The 18,792-nt window shown below is 62.3% G+C and carries 16 protein-coding genes; 4 read left to right on the top strand and 12 right to left on the bottom strand.

Annotated features, from left to right (window positions below):
- Positions 1 to 150 precede the first annotated feature (150 nt).
- The 11 genes from AC1D08_RS25450 to AC1D08_RS25500 form a co-directional block, all read right to left on the bottom strand.
- Positions 151 to 1,584, bottom strand: a complete 1,434-nt coding sequence (locus AC1D08_RS25450) for an APC family permease (RefSeq protein ID WP_477394527.1) — start codon at positions 1,582 to 1,584, stop codon at positions 151 to 153.
- A 94-nt stretch (positions 1,585 to 1,678) separates the two neighbouring features.
- Complete coding sequence (locus AC1D08_RS25455) at positions 1,679 to 2,845, bottom strand: LysR substrate-binding domain-containing protein (RefSeq protein WP_477424332.1); 1,167 nt, start codon at positions 2,843 to 2,845, stop codon at positions 1,679 to 1,681.
- 6 nt (positions 2,846 to 2,851) lie between these two features.
- Complete coding sequence (locus AC1D08_RS25460; RefSeq protein ID WP_457154349.1) at positions 2,852 to 4,192, bottom strand: glutamine synthetase family protein; 1,341 nt, start codon at positions 4,190 to 4,192, stop codon at positions 2,852 to 2,854.
- The gene (locus AC1D08_RS25465; protein ID WP_477424334.1) at positions 4,182 to 4,871 is read right to left on the bottom strand and encodes a TetR/AcrR family transcriptional regulator; all 690 of its coding nucleotides are present in this window, start codon (positions 4,869 to 4,871) and stop codon (positions 4,182 to 4,184) included. Before AC1D08_RS25465 ends, AC1D08_RS25460 begins: the two co-directional genes overlap by 11 nt.
- Positions 4,868 to 6,157 carry an alpha/beta fold hydrolase gene (locus AC1D08_RS25470; RefSeq protein ID WP_457154008.1) on the bottom strand — a complete coding sequence of 430 codons (1,290 nt, stop codon included), beginning with the start codon at positions 6,155 to 6,157 and terminating at the stop codon, positions 4,868 to 4,870. The genes AC1D08_RS25465 and AC1D08_RS25470 overlap by 4 nt, the downstream gene beginning before the upstream one ends.
- Before the next feature lie 6 nt (positions 6,158 to 6,163).
- Positions 6,164 to 7,474: an acyl-CoA dehydrogenase family protein gene (locus AC1D08_RS25475; protein ID WP_457154007.1), complete on the bottom strand. Its 1,311-nt coding sequence runs from the start codon at positions 7,472 to 7,474 to the stop codon at positions 6,164 to 6,166.
- A gap of 17 nt (positions 7,475 to 7,491) precedes the next feature.
- A complete protein-coding gene (locus tag AC1D08_RS25480; RefSeq protein WP_457154006.1) occupies positions 7,492 to 8,544 on the bottom strand; it encodes a 2,5-dihydroxypyridine 5,6-dioxygenase NicX family protein in 1,053 nt (350 codons plus the stop codon).
- A 237-nt stretch (positions 8,545 to 8,781) separates the two neighbouring features.
- Positions 8,782 to 9,534 (bottom strand): maleate cis-trans isomerase family protein, encoded by a 753-nt coding sequence (locus tag AC1D08_RS25485; protein WP_477424336.1) that lies wholly within the window; start codon positions 9,532 to 9,534, stop codon positions 8,782 to 8,784.
- 43 nt (positions 9,535 to 9,577) lie between these two features.
- On the bottom strand, positions 9,578 to 10,609 hold the full coding sequence (locus AC1D08_RS25490) for a carbon-nitrogen hydrolase family protein (protein WP_477424338.1): 1,032 nt from the start codon (positions 10,607 to 10,609) through the stop codon (positions 9,578 to 9,580).
- A gap of 119 nt (positions 10,610 to 10,728) precedes the next feature.
- Positions 10,729 to 11,649 (bottom strand): fumarylacetoacetate hydrolase family protein, encoded by a 921-nt coding sequence (locus tag AC1D08_RS25495; protein ID WP_457154699.1) that lies wholly within the window; start codon positions 11,647 to 11,649, stop codon positions 10,729 to 10,731.
- Between the two features lie 10 nt (positions 11,650 to 11,659).
- Positions 11,660 to 12,781: a cupin domain-containing protein gene (locus AC1D08_RS25500; protein WP_457154698.1), complete on the bottom strand. Its 1,122-nt coding sequence runs from the start codon at positions 12,779 to 12,781 to the stop codon at positions 11,660 to 11,662.
- Between the two features lie 133 nt (positions 12,782 to 12,914).
- Here AC1D08_RS25500 and AC1D08_RS25505 point away from each other — a divergent pair, with 133 nt between their 5' ends.
- The 3 genes from AC1D08_RS25505 (at position 12,915) to AC1D08_RS25515 (ending at position 15,166) form a co-directional block, all read left to right on the top strand.
- Positions 12,915 to 13,589 (top strand): GntR family transcriptional regulator, encoded by a 675-nt coding sequence (locus AC1D08_RS25505; RefSeq protein WP_457154697.1) that lies wholly within the window; start codon positions 12,915 to 12,917, stop codon positions 13,587 to 13,589.
- A gap of 108 nt (positions 13,590 to 13,697) precedes the next feature.
- Positions 13,698 to 14,285, top strand: coding sequence for a TetR/AcrR family transcriptional regulator (locus tag AC1D08_RS25510; protein WP_477303443.1), 588 nt, complete (start codon positions 13,698 to 13,700; stop codon positions 14,283 to 14,285).
- Between the two features lie 293 nt (positions 14,286 to 14,578).
- Entirely contained in the window at positions 14,579 to 15,166 is a 588-nt protein-coding gene (locus AC1D08_RS25515; RefSeq protein WP_457153082.1) for a DUF308 domain-containing protein, read from the top strand.
- 112 nt (positions 15,167 to 15,278) lie between these two features.
- Here AC1D08_RS25515 and AC1D08_RS25520 read toward each other — a convergent pair whose 3' ends face one another.
- Complete coding sequence (locus AC1D08_RS25520; RefSeq protein WP_457153083.1) at positions 15,279 to 15,926, bottom strand: helix-turn-helix domain-containing protein; 648 nt, start codon at positions 15,924 to 15,926, stop codon at positions 15,279 to 15,281.
- Positions 15,927 to 16,359: 433 nt separating this feature from the next.
- On the opposite strand from AC1D08_RS25520, the gene AC1D08_RS25525 reads away from it, so the two are divergent.
- Positions 16,360 to 18,783, top strand: a complete 2,424-nt coding sequence (locus AC1D08_RS25525; protein WP_457153084.1) for a phosphoketolase family protein — start codon at positions 16,360 to 16,362, stop codon at positions 18,781 to 18,783.
- Positions 18,784 to 18,792 lie beyond the last annotated feature (9 nt).

Genomic DNA, 18,792 nt, shown 5'->3' on the forward strand with positions numbered 1-18,792 from the left:
GCAATCCAGGCTGATCCCGATTCAGCAGTCGAAGCCACGCCTTTGGCTGAGGACGTCTCGCACGGGGTGTCATTCAGACGGATCGTGGCAGCGCGATTATTTCGCGCTGCCACGGTCGTCCGAACGGAATTCGATTCCGTCCATCGTTTCCTAAATCTGATTTACTCCCATATTGGCGAAGCGGACTGGATCGGCCTTTTCCAGCCGCAACGCCAACAAGTATCCCACCACGGCGGCGGCCGGAATCAATGCCGGCAGGATGATCCCGAGCACGCCACCGGTGGTGCCGGTGAGGTCGCCGAAATGCAGGAAGATGTAGACGAACAGTGCGGCCATGATGAGCCCTGACAAGGCGGGCAGGATCACGGTCGACAGCGCCGGCGCGCCGATATGTTTCTTGCGGAAGAACACGATGACCGCGAGCGAGGTCACGGTCATCATGCCGAGGACGCCGAGCGTGCCGACCTGGCTGATCCAGGTGAACATGTTGAGCACCGGGTCGAGTCCTAGTCCGGCAAAGATCGCCAGCACGACCAGGGCGCCGACTGTCTGAGCGACCGAGCCGATGTGCGGGCTCTGGTGATCCGCGTGGGTGCGGCCGAAGGCAGCGGGCAGCAGGCCTTCGCGTCCCGCCACGTAGCTGTATCGGGCGATGTAGTTGTGGAAGGCTGACAGCGCGGCAAACAGGCTCGACACCAGCAGAATGCCGGCGATGGTCGGCACGGGACCGCCGACATAGCGCCCAGCAAGATCGAAGAAGAGTGCCGAGGGATCGCCGTAGCCCTGGATGGTCGGCACGAGTTTCTCGGCGCCTATGCCAACGATCATCAGCCAGGTGGTGAAAACGAAGAAGATGCCGATCATCAGCACCGACAGATAGGTGGCGCGCGGAATGGTCTTCTCCGGGTCGCGGGCTTCCTCGGCGTAGATCGTCGTCGCTTCGAAGCCGATGAAGGATCCCAGGCAAAACAGGATCGCGGCAGTCAGCGAACCTGAAAACATCGCGTTCGGATCGAACAGGTTCAGCGCCAGCCCGTGCGCGCCGCCCTTGCCGAGAATTGCAAAATCCACGATCAGGACGATCAGGTATTCGAGCGCAACGGCCACGACCAGAACCTTTGCCGACAGGTCGACCTGACGGTAGCCGAGTATGCCGACCAGCAGGACGGCGATCAGGCTCCATCCCCACCAGGGCAGGGTCAGCCCGAGTTCGCCGAAGACACCAGCGGCGATGCCCCCCAGGAGGCCGATCAGTCCAAACTGCATGGCGTTGTAGGCAACCACCGCCACGACCGCCACGGCGCCGGCGACCCGCCCGCCGAGACCGCGCGCGGCATAGGCGTAGAAGGCGCCGGCATTGGTGACATGCCGCGACATCGCCACGTAGCCGACCGAAAAGGCAAGCATCACCAGGGTCACGAAGATGAAGGTCGCCGGGATGCCGGCGCCGTTGCCCAGCATGAACGCCAGCGGCATCGCGCCGGCAACGCCGGTAAGCGGGGCCGCTGCCGAGATGACCATAAAGGTCACGGCGATCAGGCCCAGTGAATTCCTGCGAAGTTGGTTGGTTCCTGCGGTACTCATTTGGGTAGTTCTCCCTCTGTGTTCCCCATGGCCGATTGACCGGTCCATTGTTGGTTGACGTCTGTTTTCGTTCAGGCGGCCGTCCGGCCCGCCATCATTCCTCTCCGTTGGCGAGATGCCCGAAGGACCCCCGGCACTTGGCGAGAAAGTGCTCGACCGACTCGCTCCTTTGATTGCCGCGCGGCGTGATCGCGATGACTGCTCCCTCGGGAAAGTCCTCATCCAGAGGTATGGCCAGGATCTCCTTGCCGTCGGAGGCGGTTCTGGTCTGCGGCGCCTGCGGGACGATGGAATATCCAAGCCCCTGGGCGACCAGACCTCGCACCATGGCGAAAGATGGCGACTGGAAGCGGATGAGCGGCTGAAGCTGGCTGCGCTTGAACAAGGCATCCGTGGCCGCGCGGACGGAAGGATAGTCCAGCAGGATCATGGGCAGGTCAGCCAGGTCGGCGAGCCGCAGACGAGACCTTGCTGCCAGCGCGTGACCGGCGCTCAACAACACATGCGGAGCCGGGGGGCAGATGAGTTCGGCGTCGAGATCAGGCTCGTTCACCTGTCCGAAGGTGATGGCAGCCTCTATTCTGCCGGCGCGCATCTGTTCGATAAGGTCGTCGTGGTCGGCTTCCAGAAGGCGGATGTCGACATCCGGCTGCTGGCTTGCGAAGCGGGCGACGAGGGCCGGCACGAATTGCGGCCCAAGCGTGATGAAAAAGCCGATGCTGAGGTGGTTCGCCGGGTGCGGCGGCCGATGATCATCCGGCGCGATCGGGATGGCGCGCCGGTAGCCGCGATTACCGTAAACCAGCGGCGAGCGCTGCGCTGAAAGGTCGATGGTCTCGGCCTCGCCGATGAACAGAAAATGGGTCCCCCACAGCAAGGCTGTCTTGAGCTCGCAGTCGAGCGAAACGACGGCACCATCGATGACCGGCGCGCCGGTTGCGCCGGGGTGCCAGGCGATCGCGCCGAACCTGTCCTGGTTCAGATGTTTGAGACGGCCGGAAAAGAGATCCGAGACGAAGCTCTGATTGCCGCTGAGCACATTGGCGCAGAACCGCCTGTTCCTCTTGATCGCCTCGCATGCAGGGCTGAGGTGATGGACGCTGATGAGCAGGGAGGGCCGGCTGGTGTCGGCCGACACCGAGGTCATCGATGAAACGGTCACTCCGAAACGACCTGCCTCGCCGTCCGTGGTCACCACGGTAACGGCGGAGGCAACGCGGCTCATGCCTTCGATGAAACGGGCGCGCAGGTCAGTATCCATGGTCGTTCACCCCAGGTCGAAGAAACGTTCCAGTTCCACGTCCGGAACCTTGCGGCGGAATTCGTCGTGCTGGCACTCTCGGGTGGCCGTGAACGCCTCGACAAAGCGCGGCCCCAGCCAGTCCTTGGCGAAGCTCGATCCGCGCAGCCGTTCGATCGCCTCGGGCATCGAGCGGGCGAAGTCGCGGGCGGGTTTCTGCGTGTAGCCTGACCCGATGGTCTCGGGGTCGGGCTCGATCTCGCCTATGACACCGGCGATCCCGGCGGCGATTGTGGCCGCGGCCGAGAGATAAGGGTTGGAATCGGCGCCCGGCAGGCGATTTTCCACCCGCAGCGTCCCTGCGTCATGGCCGACCAGGCGAAAACATGTGGTGCGGTTTTCAAAACCCGAGGTCAGGCCGGGCGGCGCGAAGGTGCCCGGTGCGAAGCGACGGTAGCTGTTCACCGTCGGCTGGAAGACCAGCGTCATGTCGCCGGTATAGGCTTGGAGACCGCCAAGGAAGTGGCGGAAGGTGCGGCTGACGCCGTTCTTTTCGTTTGGATCCCAAAACAGCGTCTTGCCGTCCCTGTCCTTCAGGCTGATGTGCAAATGGATCGACTGGCTGTCCGCCTTTTCGTTCCAGCGCGGCATGAAGGTGACGGACCGGCCTTGCCGCAACGCCAGCGCGCGGATGAAGTTCTTCAAGAGGACGAGTTGGTCGGCCGGTTCCGTACCTACGCCTGCTCCGATGCAGGCCTCCATGAAGCCTGCGCCGATCTCCTCGTGCATCTTGGCGAGGTCGATCTTCAGCGGCTCGCAGATTGCGGCCAGCGCCTCGTACCATTCGGTCTGGACAACCTGATAGAGGATCAGGTCGTGGCTGGCGTGAGCCGTCGCTGTCTTGAGGTTGCGGTAGCCCTTCGCCTTCGCGCTTTCCGGTGTCTCGTCGAAAAGTGTGTATTCCAGCTCCATTCCGTATTTCGGCACCAGCCCCGCTTCGCTGGCGCGAGCCAGAACCGATTTCAGGATCGCCCGCGGACATATCTGTGCCGAGGCGCCGGTGTAGTTGGAGAGGACCAGCAGGTCATGCCCCGGTTTCGACCATGGCAGGCGGCGGCCAGAATTCGGGTCGACCTGCAAGGGGTCATCGTGAAAATCACCCTTGTCGTCGTTGACGCCCGGGATGACGAGCATCACATCGGTCGGGTCCAGCGCCAGTTGCGCGGGAGCCATGCCCATGCCGCTTTTCGCGATGCCTTTCAGGCTGCTGGTCGAGACCATCTGTCCGCGCAGCAGTCCGTTGGTGTCGGTCATCGCGACGGTGGCAAAGCGGCTGGCCGGATCGGCCAGGTAATCGTCAACTGTCATGTTGCACCTGATTGAGGGAATGGGCGCCGATAAGTCGCGCGAGTTCGGTGAGATCGGTCTCGGGCTGTGTAGAATAGGCCTTGAGGAATACGCGCAGGCCGTTGTGCAGATAGCGGGCGACCTCGGCGCGCGACGGGAAACGGTCCGGCATGTAGAGGGCCTGGGTGCGCGGTGCCGAAAGGATCAGGCCCCACAGATCCTGCGCCGCGAGTTCGGCGTCGTCGAAAGCCAGTCGGCCCGCGCGCCGCTGGCCTTCCAAATAATCCATGATGCCGCGCAGCAGGCGATCGGGGCCCACCTCCTGATAGGCGCGGCCGATCTCCGGAAAGCGCTGCACCTCGCCGATGATAAGCCTGGCCAGGGACAAGAGGTCCGGACGCAGCACCGTGTCGGCATAATCCCAGGAAAATTCGAGGAGGTCGGCCACCATCCCGCGTTCGGAAGGATGTTCGAAGATATCAAGCATCTGGTCGCGCTCGCCCAGCATCATGGCCGAGAACAGCGCCTCCTTTGACTGGAAGTACTGGTAAAGCGTCGGCTTCGAAAGCCCCGCCTCGATAGCAACGGCATCCATGTTGGCGCCGGAATAGCCTGTTTCGGAAAAGACCTTCAAAGCGGCCGCCAGGATGCGGCGCTCGCGCTCGATCTTGTTTTGCTGTCGGCGGGACAAGGCGGTCATCTCGGTAGCTTCCCCAGAAAGTCCAGCAGGATGCGGCTGTAGGCCTCGGACTGCTCGACATTGCAGACATGGCCGGCATCCGCGATGGTCTCGTAGCGGATGTCGGGCCGGGAGACCTGACCCAATATTCGCTCGGCGATACCGCGGATCTCCGATGGCGGAGCCAGCCGGTCATGTTCGCCGGTCATCATCAGCACCGGCATGGTCAGGCGCGAGAAATCGAAACGCTCGGATGGATTGGTGAAACAGACGAGCGCATCGCGATAGGTCGCCGACGGGATCGCCGCCATCGATTGGAGGAGCTGCTTCTTCATCTCATCCGAAGCGTTCGGTCCTGCCAGCACTTTCACCACCGCCGGCGCGAAGTCGGCCGGCGTCTGGCCGGCATCGAGCGGCACCTTGCGGCTGACGCGGAAGGCCTCGCGTTCCTCTGAACTGGCTTCCGACATGCCGGTGCAGCCGCCCGACAGGACCAGCCCGGCCAGCATTTGCGGATAGCGCATGGCGAAAGAGGTGGCTATCCACGAGCCATAGGAGAGGCCGACCAGAACCAGCCGGGAGGCGCCGAAATTATCCTTCACTCGCAAAATATCGGCGCAGTAGTCGTCCACCGCCGACTGGTTTCGCCCGAGCGCGCTGCCGCCATAGCCTCGCAGGTCGAGTGCGGCCGCACGCATCACGCTGCCGGCGGCCGCGAGTTGCTGCAGCCAGTTGCCGCGCGATCCGCCTATGCCGTGGAGGAACAGGCAGAGCGGCCCATCACCGTCCGGCGTCGTTGTCAGTCCGAGGCGGGGATCGCCATCGATGACGATGTCGCGCATGGCAACAGGGGCGGGTAGAGGCGGCGGCTCCGCGCTGCGGATCTCAAGCGCCTTCTCCGAAAGTGCGGCGATGCCCATCTCGAAGATCGCTTTCGTGCCCTTGCAGATTTCCTGCAATCGCGGGGAGGCGGCGTTTACATCTGCGCTCCAGCGCACGATGCAGCCCCCCCGACCGTCGGCGGCGATGGCGATGCGGCCGTCATAGGCCTCGGCGCCGGCGATGCCTTGGAGATGCGTATAGGCGAGCGTGCGCTCGCTGTCGCTTAGCCAGGTCAGCTGCTCGCGATAGACGGTGTCCTCGCCGTTGACGGTGAAGCTGCGGACCAGCGCACCGCGCTCGTCGCGCTCCGCGCGAATGGTCGCGATGATCGGGTGCCATCGACCGCAGAAATCCGCGACGACCGACCACACCGCCTCCGGTGAGGCGGCGCAGGCGCCGATGACCTTGACCGTTTCGCGCGTCATCGGCGTCTACCGGACCGACCGCACGGCGCCGTGATCGCCGCGCCACAGCGACATGCGGGCGCCACCTTCGTCGCCCGGAGCGGAATCGATCTCGTCCATGTCATAGAGTGCGAGGACCGAGAGGTAGTCTTCCATGATCTCCGAGGTGTAAGGCAGCATCAGCGCGCCGCATCGGCTGTCGCGGTACATCCGCTCCAGCGGCAACGACTTCAGCATCGACTGGCCGCCGCAGGTTCGGATCGCCATCGAGGTCATCTCTGCCGCACCCTCCATGACGTTGTATTGGGCGGCGTACATGCGCAGCACCTCGCCCTTGGTCGGGAAGCCCTTGGCTTCGCTGAAAGCCTGCCACCAGAGCGCGCGCATGTTGGCGAGCCGCGCATACATCTTGCCGACGGCGACGCGCTTGGTCGCATACATGCGCCGGTCGATGGGCGGCTGACCGGGGATCTTGCCCTTCAGGTAATCGACCATGAAGTCGAAGGCGCCTTGCGCCACGCCCATGTAGGTTGGCGACAGCGTGATCATCATATGCGGCCAGTTCGGCAGGGTCTTGCCGAAGATGCCGCGCGGCATCAGCATGTCCTGCTCGGTAACGAAGACATCCTTCAGGATGAGGTCGCGGCTGTTGGTGCCGCGCATGCCGAGCGGATCCCAGTCACCCTTGACGCTGAGGCCCGGCGCGTCCTTGTGGACGACAAACAGCATCGTGTCCTCGTGACGCGGCTCCTGGCCTTCGAACACCTCCGTGCAGACGATGGTGTAATAGTCGCAATAGCCGGCGAGCGAGGCGAACTTCTTGAAGCCGTTGATCTTCCAGCCGCCGTCCACCTTGCGGCACTGCGTCTGGTTCGGCTTCGAAGTCCAGTTCTGTCCGCCCTCGGAGATCGGCTGCGAATAGATCGCCTTTTCGGCGATGGCGCGGCGGAACTGGCGCTCGCGCAGCGGCGCGAATGCAGCCTTCTCCTCAGGTGTCAGGTTCGGCATGTCGACCATGAAGCGTGACCAAGCCATGGACGAGTTGTGCATGTTGAAGGTCAGCGCGGTGGCGCCGCAATATTTGCCGATCTCGGCGCCGACCATGGCATATTCGAACATCGAATAGCCCCAGCCGCCGAATTCCTCAGGGATGCAGAGGCCGAGAAAGCCCTCGGCGGCCAGATCCTTGTAGTTCTCGACCGGGAAGGAGGCGTCATCGTCGATCCCCTTGGCGCGCCCCGCGAACTTGTCGCGGCCGAGTTCGTTCACCAGCCGCAGCTTGGCCTGCACCTCGGGACGGATGCGTGAGAGGTCGTAGTAATCAACAATATCGCTCATGGTTTTCTCCGAGGGCGTCAGGACGCCAATTCGCCTTGCAGGACGCCGTCACTGACGACGACTTTCCCGTCCAATGTGATCGTGCAGTTGCGCATCGGCAGGTCGAAATGACCGAGCGTGTAGCGGCCGGCATACTGGTTCGCCCCCGTGGACCACAGGAACGATCCTGCCAGGGCGCGGAACTCCACCGCCTGCATGTCACGCTTGTCGTACATGGCGGCCGAGACCCACCGGGCGCGCGGGTGCATGCCCCAGCCGACGTGGCTCATGCCGTAGGCGTTGCGGTCGTTCCAGGCCTCCATGTATTCGCGGAAATGGATGGCATCGACGCCGTCGCCTTTGATCGCGGTGACGAAGTCGTCCTCGACGGTGAAGTCGATGCGGCTCGCAAGCGTCGTCTTGAACGTCAGGTTCATGTCGCCCACGTCCATGACGATCCGGCCGTTGACGCAGTTCTTTCCGGGAAAGGCAAGGCAGAGCCCGCCCGGCCAGTGCGCCACGGCGCCCGGCGTGGTGCCGAAGCCCGGTGTGCCGCCACAGGGCGCGTTGCGCAAATCGATGACGAGATCGGTGCCGGCCGGCGAGGTGACGCGCATCTCGCTCGCCTCGCGCAGCATACGCACGCCCAGCGCCACCTTCGGGCCAAGGTCGGCTGTGGGCTCGGTGCGCTCCAGGATCTCGGGATGCTCGTTGCAGATCACGAGCAGGCGCGTGCCGCCGGCCGCCTCGATCTCGGGCCATTCCGGAGCATGGATAAGCCCTTCGACCGTGCAGTCGACGATGACTTCGACGCGCTTCAGCGCCTCGATAACAGCGCGGTTGCCCTGGATGGCCCAGGAGGTGCCGGTGGATTTCACCGGCACAGGGGCCGTCTGGCGCGGCGTCGGCATCTGGATCATGCAGAACTCGGCGCCTTGGTCGTGCAGGGCGAGTTCCGAAAGATGGATCAGCACAGGACGCGACTGCGTCTCGGACAGGATCGCGACCCTCGTCCCCTTCCCGATCGCATTCAGCGCGAAGACGCGCCGGAAGCAGTCCAGCCACCGTCCTTCGATGCGCTCTTGCAACATCGCTAAACTCCCATTGACGATCCGGCTTGTATCGGATTTCTTAACTTGTGAGTTAAGTTTTCAGTTTTGCGACGACTTGTCAACGAAATTTTCGAAGATTTTTGTATTTTCGAGAATCGGATTGAATCCTAGTCTCGGATCCAGTTGGGATCGTCGCTCGCAAATGACAGCTGAGCCGACCGCGGCGCGGCTGGCTGTCAGAGCCGTCTATCGTCGACTGGCCAAACCCGAATTGGTCTAGTAGCGACCGGAGAGCAGTTCGCCGGCACCGGGCGACGCGGCTTTCAAGCCAAGTCTCGACATCAGTTGAAAACCCGTACAGACGGAGGCGCTGACAACTGGAAGGCCCAATGCTTGCTGAAGCTTGTCAATGATTGCCAAGGAGGGCATCTGCACACAGGCCGATGCGACAAACGCGTCGATGCCCGTCGTGTCGACTTTCCTGTAGATATCGAGCAGTTTATCCGGATCGTGCCTGCCGACCTCGATGTTGTCGGGGATTTCAAGCGCGATGAAGTCTTTCACCGCTATCCCCTCATGCTCGATGTAGTCGACCACCAGTTGCGTAAGCGGCTTCATGTAGGGGCATATGAGGGAAATCTTCCTGGCTCCCAGTACCTTGAGGCCGTCGACCAGAGCGCCAGCACTGGTCACAACGGGAGCGGGCGCGCCATTCTCCGCGGTACGCTGATGCAGCCGGGCTTCCGAGGTGCGGTGATAACCCTTGCCCATGCTCATGATGGCGACCAGACAGGCGTAGCCGAGGACGTCGACGCGAGCATCCGAAAGTTCGGTCGCGCAGCGGTCGCTGTCGCGATCCATGGCCTCGAGCTCTTCCTTGACCACCTTTTTCATTCGCATTCGGCTGGAATGGAAAGTGAAGCGTTCTGACAGGATTGTCTCGCGGCTACGGAAAATCGCCGGGATTTCCGTCTCCATGGTGGTGTTGGAGGAAGGCACGATCTGTCCGATCCGATAGGTCTTCGGCATCCTTATCCGTCCTCTGGCGTGTCGCCGCTGGTGACTGTTCGGCCTATTCCTGATGACCGCGCTGCGATGCTGTTTCGGGCACGCTGGCATCATCGCCGTCGAACATCTGCGCCCTTTCGATCAGCGATATCGGCTCCAATCTGCGCCGATTTACCTTCAGGTCGAAAACGTCGAACCGGTTGTAGTGGCCGGCAATGTCATGCATCTGCTTCGGCTGGATGCAGCGTCCGAGATCAATCTCGGCATAGACGATGCCCTCTTCGTCGATCAGCGGCTTGCCAACCACGCGCCCGTCCGGACCGATCACGCCTGAGAAGGCGCTGGATTTGCGTTGCAAGCGTGCCCGTGCATCCGAAACGACACCCTCCATCGCCGTTATGATTTCCTCCGAGACGGTCGAACAGGAGACGATCGTAAAGAGCTTGCCTTCGAACGAGTGGGCCATGGCGCGCAGCTTTATGGCCTCAGCCATGTCGTAGTCGGGCGGCGCAACGGGCAGCGAAATGTAGCTGGCGACATGAACCAGTTCGCCTTGTGCGAGGAGCGTGAAGCGCGCAAGGGTGTTTGTGTTCTCGCCGCAGGCAAGCGCGCCAAGAGGCCCGATTGCAGTGTCGTAAACTCTCAGCCCGGCCCCGTCACCGGGCGCCCAAGTCAGCTTCTCGGCCCAGGTTGGCATCAATTTGCGGTGCTTGCCGAGCAGGGATCCGTCGGGTCCTATGGTCAAAAGCGTGTTGTAGAGAGTGCCAACAGACCTCAGGCTGCGCTCGTTGATGCCGATCACGACATGGATGCCGGCATCGCGTGCAGCGCTGCGCAGGATGTCGACCTCCGGTCCCGGCTCGGTGATGGCGGCGCGCGCCAGTTTGTCGAACCAGGCTCCGCCCGTCACCGGATCGGTGATCCAGCTCCAGTACGGATAGCCCGGGATAAACACTTCCGGGAAGGCGATGATATCCGCCCCGTTGGCCCTTGCCTCGCGGATCAGCTCGACCGCCTTCTCCACCGTCGCTGGCGTATCGAGAAAGACGGGTGCCGCCTGCACCGCCGCGGCAACGAATTTCGGAAGCTTCAGCATGGCAACCTCCTGCTTGTGATCGACCGTCTGGGCGGGCGGTGGTGGGCTCGGCGGTGACCATCGGATCGCCGGGAACCGAGGCCATCTGGATGACCTCCTTGAATTGCGCGTTCGCGTGTCTAGTCCGGTGTCGCATCCACCACGGGGTGCCGCAGTGTGCCGATCCCTTCGACGCACGCAGTGACAACATCGCCGGGCCACATCCATTCTTGCGGGTCGCGCCCGGCGCCAACGCCTTCCGGGGTGCCGCTGGCGATGATATCGCCAGGCTCCAGCGTGATCCCCGACGAGATGTCGGCGATCAGATGGTCGATCTTGAACAGCATGTGACGCGTGTTGGACCGCTGCTTCTCGACCCCGTTCAGCGTCAGCCACAGGTCAAGCACATGCGGATCTGGGATCTCGTCGGCCGTGACGATGCATGGCCCGAACGGCGCGTAGGTGTCCTGTCCCTTGGAGAAGATCCATTGCCCGGCGCGCCGATTGTCGCGGGCCGAGACGTCGATCATCACCGAATAGCCGAAGACGTGGTTCAGCGCGTCTTGCTTGCGGACATGACGGGCGGTGGTGCCGATAATGACGGCGAGTTCCACCTCCCAGTCGAGCTGCTGCGTGATCTTCTTGTTGTGCTCGATGCCGTCACCGGGTCCGATCACCGTGGTTGGCGGCTTGGAGAAGACAACCGGCTGCTTCGGCAGGTCTTTCGACGTGTCGAGCGACTTGGCGCTCTCGGCGACATGCTCGACATAGTTCAGGCCGATGCCGAAGATGTTCTTGCGGGGCCGGGGAATGGGGGCCAGCAGCTTCACATTGTCCATCGCGGTGGCGCAGCCGGTGGGGAAGCGTCCGGCGCACGTGTCGAGGCAGTCGCGCAGCGTCTCCAATCCGGCGCGTCCAGCGTCGATCAGGCCGAGCATGGTGTCGGGCAGCAGCTTTCCTTGAGCCGCGGCGAGCGCCCCGACGTCGACCACCAGATCTTCGACCAGCACGCCGAGCCTTGCCGCCCCCTCGACCGAGGCGCGATAGGTTACAAGTTTCATGATCTATCCTTCAGAGAAGCGGCTGCAGGCCGCCATTGTCGCCGAATGCCTGCTCCCGGTAGAGCCCGAGTGCCCGCATCACCGGCAGGTCGGACAGGCAGAAGAGGCAGGCGTCCTCGCGATCCGAACCGTTGACATGCTCGTGCCAGGCCCAGGACGGCACGCAAAAGATGTCATGCTCTTGCCAGTCATAGCGCTGGCCGTTGATGATCGAATGGCCGCCGCCCTTAGCCACATGGTAGAGGCCGCTGCCGGTGTGCCGGTGTGCCTTGGTGTGCTCGCCGGGCCGCAGCATCTGCATCGACGCGCCGAGCGTCTGCATGACCGGACCGTTCGTCACCGGGTTCACATACTCCATCAGCACCCCATCGAAGGGCGAGCCGTCGCTGCAACCGGCATATTTCAGCAGCGACTCGTAGGTCGGCGCCCACTCGTATTTGAACATCGGGCTGTAACCCTTGGTCCATGCCTCGCCTGTCGGCTTCAGGCCGGGATTTCCCCAGGTCTTGGTCATGTCGTCGACCGCGTAGCCGACTGCCTGGCTCTGATCCGGATGCACCTCGTAGAAATTGGCTTCCATCGCGTTGACGAAGGGGATGTCCAGTCCGTCCTGCCAGATGCAGGGCGAACCGCTGGCCTCCACGCCGTGCTCGTGCCAGGTGCCGTTGGGTGTCAGCACGAAGTCGTTCGCGCCGAGCGTCATCTTGTGTCCGTCCACCACCGTATAGGCGCCTGAGCCCTCGATGATGAAGCGGATCGCCGAGGCCGAATGGCGATGCGCCGATGCGACCTCGCCAGGGTTCATCACCTGAAGCCCGCCATAGATCCAGCCGACCGCTGCAGCCACGTCGGTGCGCCCCGGATTGTTCAGGTAGACCACACGCCGCCCGGCCTTTTCCGGTGTCACCAGTTCGACCGAGCGAAGGACATGCGCACGCAGGTCGCGATAGCGCCAGACCACAGGCACCGACTGTGACTTCGGTTCCCACGGCTCGATCTTGTTGGCGACGGTCCACAGCGCGCCTGCCTTATGGCGCTCGAGCTCCTCGTAATAGGCAAGCAACTCCGGCGTGTCCTCGACGTTTGCCCGCCCGACGACGTCTTCGCGATGGTTCTCGCGCTCCCGTGCCATGGGATCCTCCTGGTTGGGGCTGTTGGGCTAAGCATGACGCGACATATTTTCGATTGCAACACAAATTTTCGAAAATAATTGAAATTGCCGACAAGTCCATCTATGAGGTAAGGCTGTGCGGTGAGGAACACTGATGACGCTTGCCGAAAAAGCCTACGATGCACTGCGCCACGACATCATTCGCGGCGAACTCCCCCCTGGCAGGCCGTTGCGCCTTGCCGATCTCGGCGAGCGCTATGGCATGGGCTTCTCGCCGCTGCGCGAGGCGCTGAACCGCCTGCAGGCGGAGCGGCTGGTGACGGCAGAGTCGCTGCGCGGTTTCCGCGTGGCGCCGCTGTCGCTCGATGAACTGCACGATGCCGTGTCGCTTCGCATCGTCATCGAAACGGAGGCACTCAAGGCTTCGATCAGCAAGGGCGACGACAGCTGGGCGTCAGACATCGTTTCCGCCCTCTATGCCCTGAACGTCCAGGCCGCGCGCACAGGCGCCGAGGCCGACATCTGGACGCTCGAAAAGCGGCATCACGCGTTCCATCGCGCCCTGCTGGCTGCCTGCAACTCGCCCTGGACGCTGGAATTCTTCGAACGGCTCTATGCTGCAACCGAGCGCTACCGCATTCCGGTTCTGCTCGCATCGTCATTGCCGGTGGGTCGTGATGTCCAGGCCGAGCACAGTGCGCTTGCGCAGGCTGCGCTCGACAGGGACGCCGAGAAGGCCTCGGCGCTGCTCAGCCAGCATTACCTTAGAACGGTGGAAGATCTGGCGGCGGTTATGAGCCCCGACGAAGTGAAGCTGCGCGCCTCGTGATATGGAATACGCCACGGCAGGCCATTTGTGACAGAGCCCTCAAGGCGGATCGGCTCGCAGGTGCAAAATCCTATTGCCAACGATCCTACTAGAAGGTAGGTAAGGGCGATGAGCAATCTTGTCATGACCTCCGATCAGATCCTCTCGTCCGCGCGCAACTTCATTGTTTCGGGCGGCTACAACGGCTTCAGCTATGCTGATATCGCTGAGGTGGTAGGGATCCGCAAGGCGAGTATCCACCATCATTTCCCCAGCAAAGTCGACCTTGTTCGCACGCTTGTGGCGCGCCATCGCGAGCGTACCGAGGCCAGCATGGCAGATCTGGAAAGTAAACTCCCTGATCCGCTTGCACTGCTTCAAACCTATGCTGGCTACTGGGCAAAATGCATTGAAGACGCGAGCATCCCGTTTTGCGTCTGCGCGCTGCTTGCCAGCGAACTCCCGGCACTCCCGCCTGAGGTTGCCGTCGAGGTGCGGGCCTACTTTCGATTTCTGTCGTCCTGGTTGACCAAGGTCATGGAGCGGGGCGCTGAACAGGGCGTTCTCAAATTCGCCGGCTCTGCGGAGCTGGAGGCAGAGACTTTCATGGCGACTGTCCATGGCGCGATGTTGTCGGCGCGTGCCTATGGCAGCCCTGCCATCTTTGGCGCGATCCTGACGTCGACCTTGCAGCGCTTATCGGCGAAGGTTCACTGACAAGTTATTTGCGCGGCATGGCGGCGAGCCGCCGCAACCAAATTCGCATCTCACAGGGACCGTTGAGACCTCCAGTGCATCGGTGCTGAAAGTAGCAACTTAGGGTCGGCCATTTCGTATGGCCAATACGGTTCACGATCTCCGCCACCGCTTGGTTGATCGGTCGTGCCGAGCTCCGGTCGCCCAGCCCCTGCCGTCCGGGACGGCGTCAAACCGCCAAGAAAGTGGTTGACGTCACAATATCTACCTTCTAGTAGGTAGGTGACAATATCAAGCGCGAAGGAGAAATCGAAATGCTTGCTAAGACGACTGAAGCCAACCTGGTCCAATCCTCAACCGCCTGGCTCAAAAGCTACTATTTCACACGCTTTGCCGTTTCGACCGCCTGGGTCCTCCTGGCCTTCACGGTAGCCAAGGCAATGCCTCCCCTGGCAGCCATCATGCTGGTCGCCTATCCGGCTTGGGATGCGCTGGCCAATTTCATCGACGCCCAGCGCACCGGCGGCTTGAACCGCAACAAGACGCAGTTGCTCAACTTCGTCATCAGCATCATCACGACGGTAGCGGTCGCCATTGCTCTCGGAAAAGATATGAACACGGTGCTCGCCGTCTTCGGCGTCTGGGCGGTCCTGTCGGGCCTTTTTCAGCTTGCAACCGCGGTCAGGCGCTGGAAGTCCGGCGCGCAGTGGGCAATGGTGTTGAGCGGCGCTCAGTCGGCACTGGCAGGCATTTTCTTTGTGAAGATGGCGGGCAGTGCGGCGACGATCGACATCACCAACATCGCTCCCTATGCGGCCTTCGGCGCCTTCTACTTCCTCGTTTCCGCTGTCTGGTTGACGGTAAGTGATGCGCGGCGCAAGTCGGCTCAAGCGGCTGGCTGAAGAGCGTCAAACGCTCCTGTCCTCCAAGCCCCTCAATCGGAGCGCTGCCCTGCAAGGTCGGCGCTTGCATGATGCGGCGGCGTGTAATGCCTTGTTTTGATGGAAACCGCGATCACTCGCTCATATTCTGAAGCGCATCATGCTTGATTATTTCGACGCAGCGCAGGCTGACCAAGCGAATGATGCCCTTTTCCTTCAGCCTGGTGAATATTCTTGAGACCGTCTCGATGGTGAGGCCGAGATAGTCGCCAATGTCGACGCGCGACATCGGCAGTTCGACCTGCCGAAGCGCGCCTTGGCGCTCCGCCATATCGACTAGGAACGCCGCGACGCGCTCGATGGCGTTCTGGCGGCCGAGGACCAGCAGATGCTCCTGCGCCCTGGTCAGCCCCTTGAGCGCCAACGGCAGCAACTGACGGGACATGTCAGCCCCGGCGGCGATGCGGAAGACGCGGACCCCGGTCGCGTTGATTGCTTCGGCGAAGAAATGATGCGTCGTGTCTGCTTCGAAGCCAAATGTCTCTCCTGCAAGGTGGAAGGCGCTTATCTGCCGGCGACCGTCGGCGAGCAGGCGGTACACACGAACGGCCCCAAACTCGATTTGATAGAAAGCTCCGGCCTTCTCGCCCTGGGCATAGATTTCCGCACCGGCGGGAAAGAAGCTGAGCGGCTGCAACGGTGCCGGGTCGAATGCCGCCGGCAGGCTCGGCTGGGCAAAATGCGACGGCAGCGAAATTTTGGAGGTCGTGTAGGCGTGCATGGCTGTTTCCCCGGTTGATCCGTGTCACAGCAATCGCTCGAATCCGCGCCGCGCGAAATTCGGTTATGTCCCTACGGGATACTACCTAGACTCCCCTTGTCGTGACGATTTCGACAGCGTTGTCAGCTGGGAATTTTCGGCAGGGTCGGCCATAGCCAGAGAACGCATTGTGGTCCAGGTGTTCGGCCTTCGGCACCTGATACAAACGCGTTTGCGGTGGATCAAAGCTCGCACTGTTCGTCGCCACTATGAATGGCGCAAACGACCGCTCGCCATACGCCCGGTTGACGGCCACCTCGCTGCAAACTGGTCCGGCGGTCATGAACCGAATGGCGCGCGAATGCGTTGGTCGTCCGTTCACGGCGATTTCGATGAATAGCGGCGCATGTCGCGATCGAGCGGCATTCACAAATGGGGACTATAGGAGCCAGACATGACCGAGCACACGACGACAGCAACCCCCGGCAGGCGGCTGTCCGAACGCCAGTTGCACGACATCAATGCATACTGGCGCGCCGCCAACTATCTGACGATCGGGCAGATCTACCTGCTCGACAATCCGCTGCTCCGGGAGCCTTTGCGGCTGGAACACGTCAAGCCGCGTCTGCTTGGCCACTGGGGAACATCGCCGGGCCTGAGTTTCATCTATGCCCATCTCAACCGCGCCATCCGGCTGAGGGATGCAAACATGATCTACGTCTGCGGGCCGGGCCACGGCGGTCCGGCGATGGTTGCCAATGCCTATCTCGAAGGCACTTACAGCGAGCTTAGTCCGGACATATCCCTGGACGAACAAGGCATGCGCAAACTGTTCCGGCAGTTCTCCTTTCCGGGCGGAATTCCAAGCCATGCCGCACCCGATGTGCCGGGCTCGATCCACGAGGGTGGCGAACTGGGCTACGCGCTTTCTCATGCCTTTGGCGCAGCCTTCGACAATCCAGACCTTGTCGTTGCCTGCGTTGTCGGCGACGGTGAAGCGGAGACCGGGCCATTGGCTGCCGCGTGGCATTCAAACAAGTTTCTCAACCCGGCGCATGACGGGGCAGTGCTGCCGATCCTGCATCTGAACGGCTACAAGATCGCCAATCCCACTATCCTTGCCCGCATTCCCGAAGAGGAACTGCGCGCGCTGTTCACCGGCTATGGCTACGACCCGCTTTTCGTCGAGGGCGATGACCCGACGTTGATGCACGAGCGGATGGCAACAGTGCTCGACGATGCGCTGGACCGCATCGAAGTGATCCAGAAAGGTGCGCGCGGCGGGTCTGCCGACGCGGGGTTGCGGCCGAAGTGGCCCATGATCGTGCTGCGAAGTCCGAAGGGCTGGACCGGTCCGAAGGAAGTCGACGGGCTGAAGACCGAAGGCTTCTGGCGCGCGCACCAGGTCCCGTTGTCTGGCCTTGCGGAAAATCCGGCGCATCTGACGATGCTCGAGGAGTGGCTGAAAAGCTACCGGCCGGATGAGTTGTTCGATGCCGCTGGTGCCCCTGTCGAGGCGATCCGTGCCACCACGCCGCAAGCCGCGCGGCGCATGAGCGCCAATCCGCATGCCAATGGCGGCCTGCTGCGCCGGACCCTCGATTTGCCCGGGCTGCGGGACCATGCCGTGGCCGTCGCTCGGCCCGGCGCCGTGAAGGCCGAGTCAACACGTGTAATGGGCGGTTTCCTTCGGGCTGTGATGGAGTTGAACGAGGCCGCGAAGAACTTCCGCATCGTCGGCCCTGACGAGACGGCCTCGAACCGCCTTCAGGACGTGTTCGAAGCCACCGAGCGCGCCTGGATGGAAAAGATCCTGCCCGAAGACGTTCATCTCGGCCGCGACGGCAGGGTCATGGAAATCCTCTCCGAGCACACCTGCCAGGGCTGGCTCGAAGGCTATCTTTTGACCGGGCGGCATGGCCTGTTTTCCTGCTACGAGGCGTTTATCCACATCGTCGATTCCATGTTCAACCAGCATGCGAAATGGCTTGATGCCTGCCGTGACATCCCGTGGCGGCAGCCGGTCGCCTCGCTGAACTATCTGCTGTCGAGCCATGTCTGGCACCAGGAACACAATGGCTTCAGCCATCAGGATCCCGGCTTCATCGATGTCGCCCTCAACAAGAAGGCCGACATCGTGCGCGTCTATCTGCCGCCGGATGCCAACACCTTGCTTTGCGTGACCGATCACGTGCTGCAGACATGGAACCGGATCAACGTCATCGTCGCCGGCAAGCCGCCGTCGTGGCAATGGCTGCCGATGGACAAGGCCATCGTCCATTGCCGGGCAGGGATCGGCATATGGGACTGGGCATCGACAGAGAACGGCGACGAGCCAGACGTCGTGATGGCGTGCGCCGGCGACGTTCCGACCCTTGAAACGCTGGCGGCAGTGCAGATCCTGCGGCATCACGTTCCTGAGCTCAGGATCAGGGTCGTCAACGTCGTGGACCTGATGACGCTGCAGCCAAAGGAATATCATCCACACGGCCTGTCGGACCGCGATTTCGATGCATTGTTCACCACCGGCAAGCCTGTCATCTTCGCCTATCACGGCTACCCGTGGACCATCCACCGGCTTACCTATCGGCGCACCAATCACGACAACATCCATGTCCGCGGCTACAATGAGGAGGGCACGACCACCACGCCCTTCGACATGACGGTCCTGAACGGCCTCGACCGGTTTCACCTCGTGCAAAGCGTGCTTGACTGGGTTCCGCAGCTCAAGAACGTGCAGGTTGGCCTGAAGCAGGCAATGGAGAGTAAGCTGCTCGAGCATCGAGCCTATATCCGGGCTCATGGCCAGGACATGCCGGAAATACTCGGCTGGAAGTGGGATCAGGATCCCGATGCGGCGTCGACCGGTCGCCGCTGAGGACGATCG

The organism is Mesorhizobium sp. P2_E6 (assembly GCF_056403835.1).

Coding starts and splice junctions, on each gene's coding strand:
- AC1D08_RS25520 (WP_457153083.1), bottom strand. CDS start 15,926: ATGCACGCCTACACGACCTCCAAAATTTCGCTGCCGTCGCATTTTGCC.
- AC1D08_RS25470 (WP_457154008.1), bottom strand. CDS start 6,157: ATGACGCGCGAAACGGTCAAGGTCATCGGCGCCTGCGCCGCCTCACCG.
- AC1D08_RS25525 (WP_457153084.1), top strand. CDS start 16,360: ATGACCGAGCACACGACGACAGCAACCCCCGGCAGGCGGCTGTCCGAA.
- AC1D08_RS25495 (WP_457154699.1), bottom strand. CDS start 11,649: ATGAAACTTGTAACCTATCGCGCCTCGGTCGAGGGGGCGGCAAGGCTC.
- AC1D08_RS25485 (WP_477424336.1), bottom strand. CDS start 9,534: ATGCCGAAGACCTATCGGATCGGACAGATCGTGCCTTCCTCCAACACC.
- AC1D08_RS25515 (WP_457153082.1), top strand. CDS start 14,579: ATGCTTGCTAAGACGACTGAAGCCAACCTGGTCCAATCCTCAACCGCC.
- AC1D08_RS25500 (WP_457154698.1), bottom strand. CDS start 12,781: ATGGCACGGGAGCGCGAGAACCATCGCGAAGACGTCGTCGGGCGGGCA.
- AC1D08_RS25450 (WP_477394527.1), bottom strand. CDS start 1,584: ATGAGTACCGCAGGAACCAACCAACTTCGCAGGAATTCACTGGGCCTG.
- AC1D08_RS25455 (WP_477424332.1), bottom strand. CDS start 2,845: ATGGATACTGACCTGCGCGCCCGTTTCATCGAAGGCATGAGCCGCGTT.
- AC1D08_RS25465 (WP_477424334.1), bottom strand. CDS start 4,871: ATGACCGCCTTGTCCCGCCGACAGCAAAACAAGATCGAGCGCGAGCGC.
- AC1D08_RS25460 (WP_457154349.1), bottom strand. CDS start 4,192: ATGACAGTTGACGATTACCTGGCCGATCCGGCCAGCCGCTTTGCCACC.
- AC1D08_RS25510 (WP_477303443.1), top strand. CDS start 13,698: ATGAGCAATCTTGTCATGACCTCCGATCAGATCCTCTCGTCCGCGCGC.
- AC1D08_RS25505 (WP_457154697.1), top strand. CDS start 12,915: ATGACGCTTGCCGAAAAAGCCTACGATGCACTGCGCCACGACATCATT.
- AC1D08_RS25490 (WP_477424338.1), bottom strand. CDS start 10,609: ATGCTGAAGCTTCCGAAATTCGTTGCCGCGGCGGTGCAGGCGGCACCC.
- AC1D08_RS25480 (WP_457154006.1), bottom strand. CDS start 8,544: ATGTTGCAAGAGCGCATCGAAGGACGGTGGCTGGACTGCTTCCGGCGC.
- AC1D08_RS25475 (WP_457154007.1), bottom strand. CDS start 7,474: ATGAGCGATATTGTTGATTACTACGACCTCTCACGCATCCGTCCCGAG.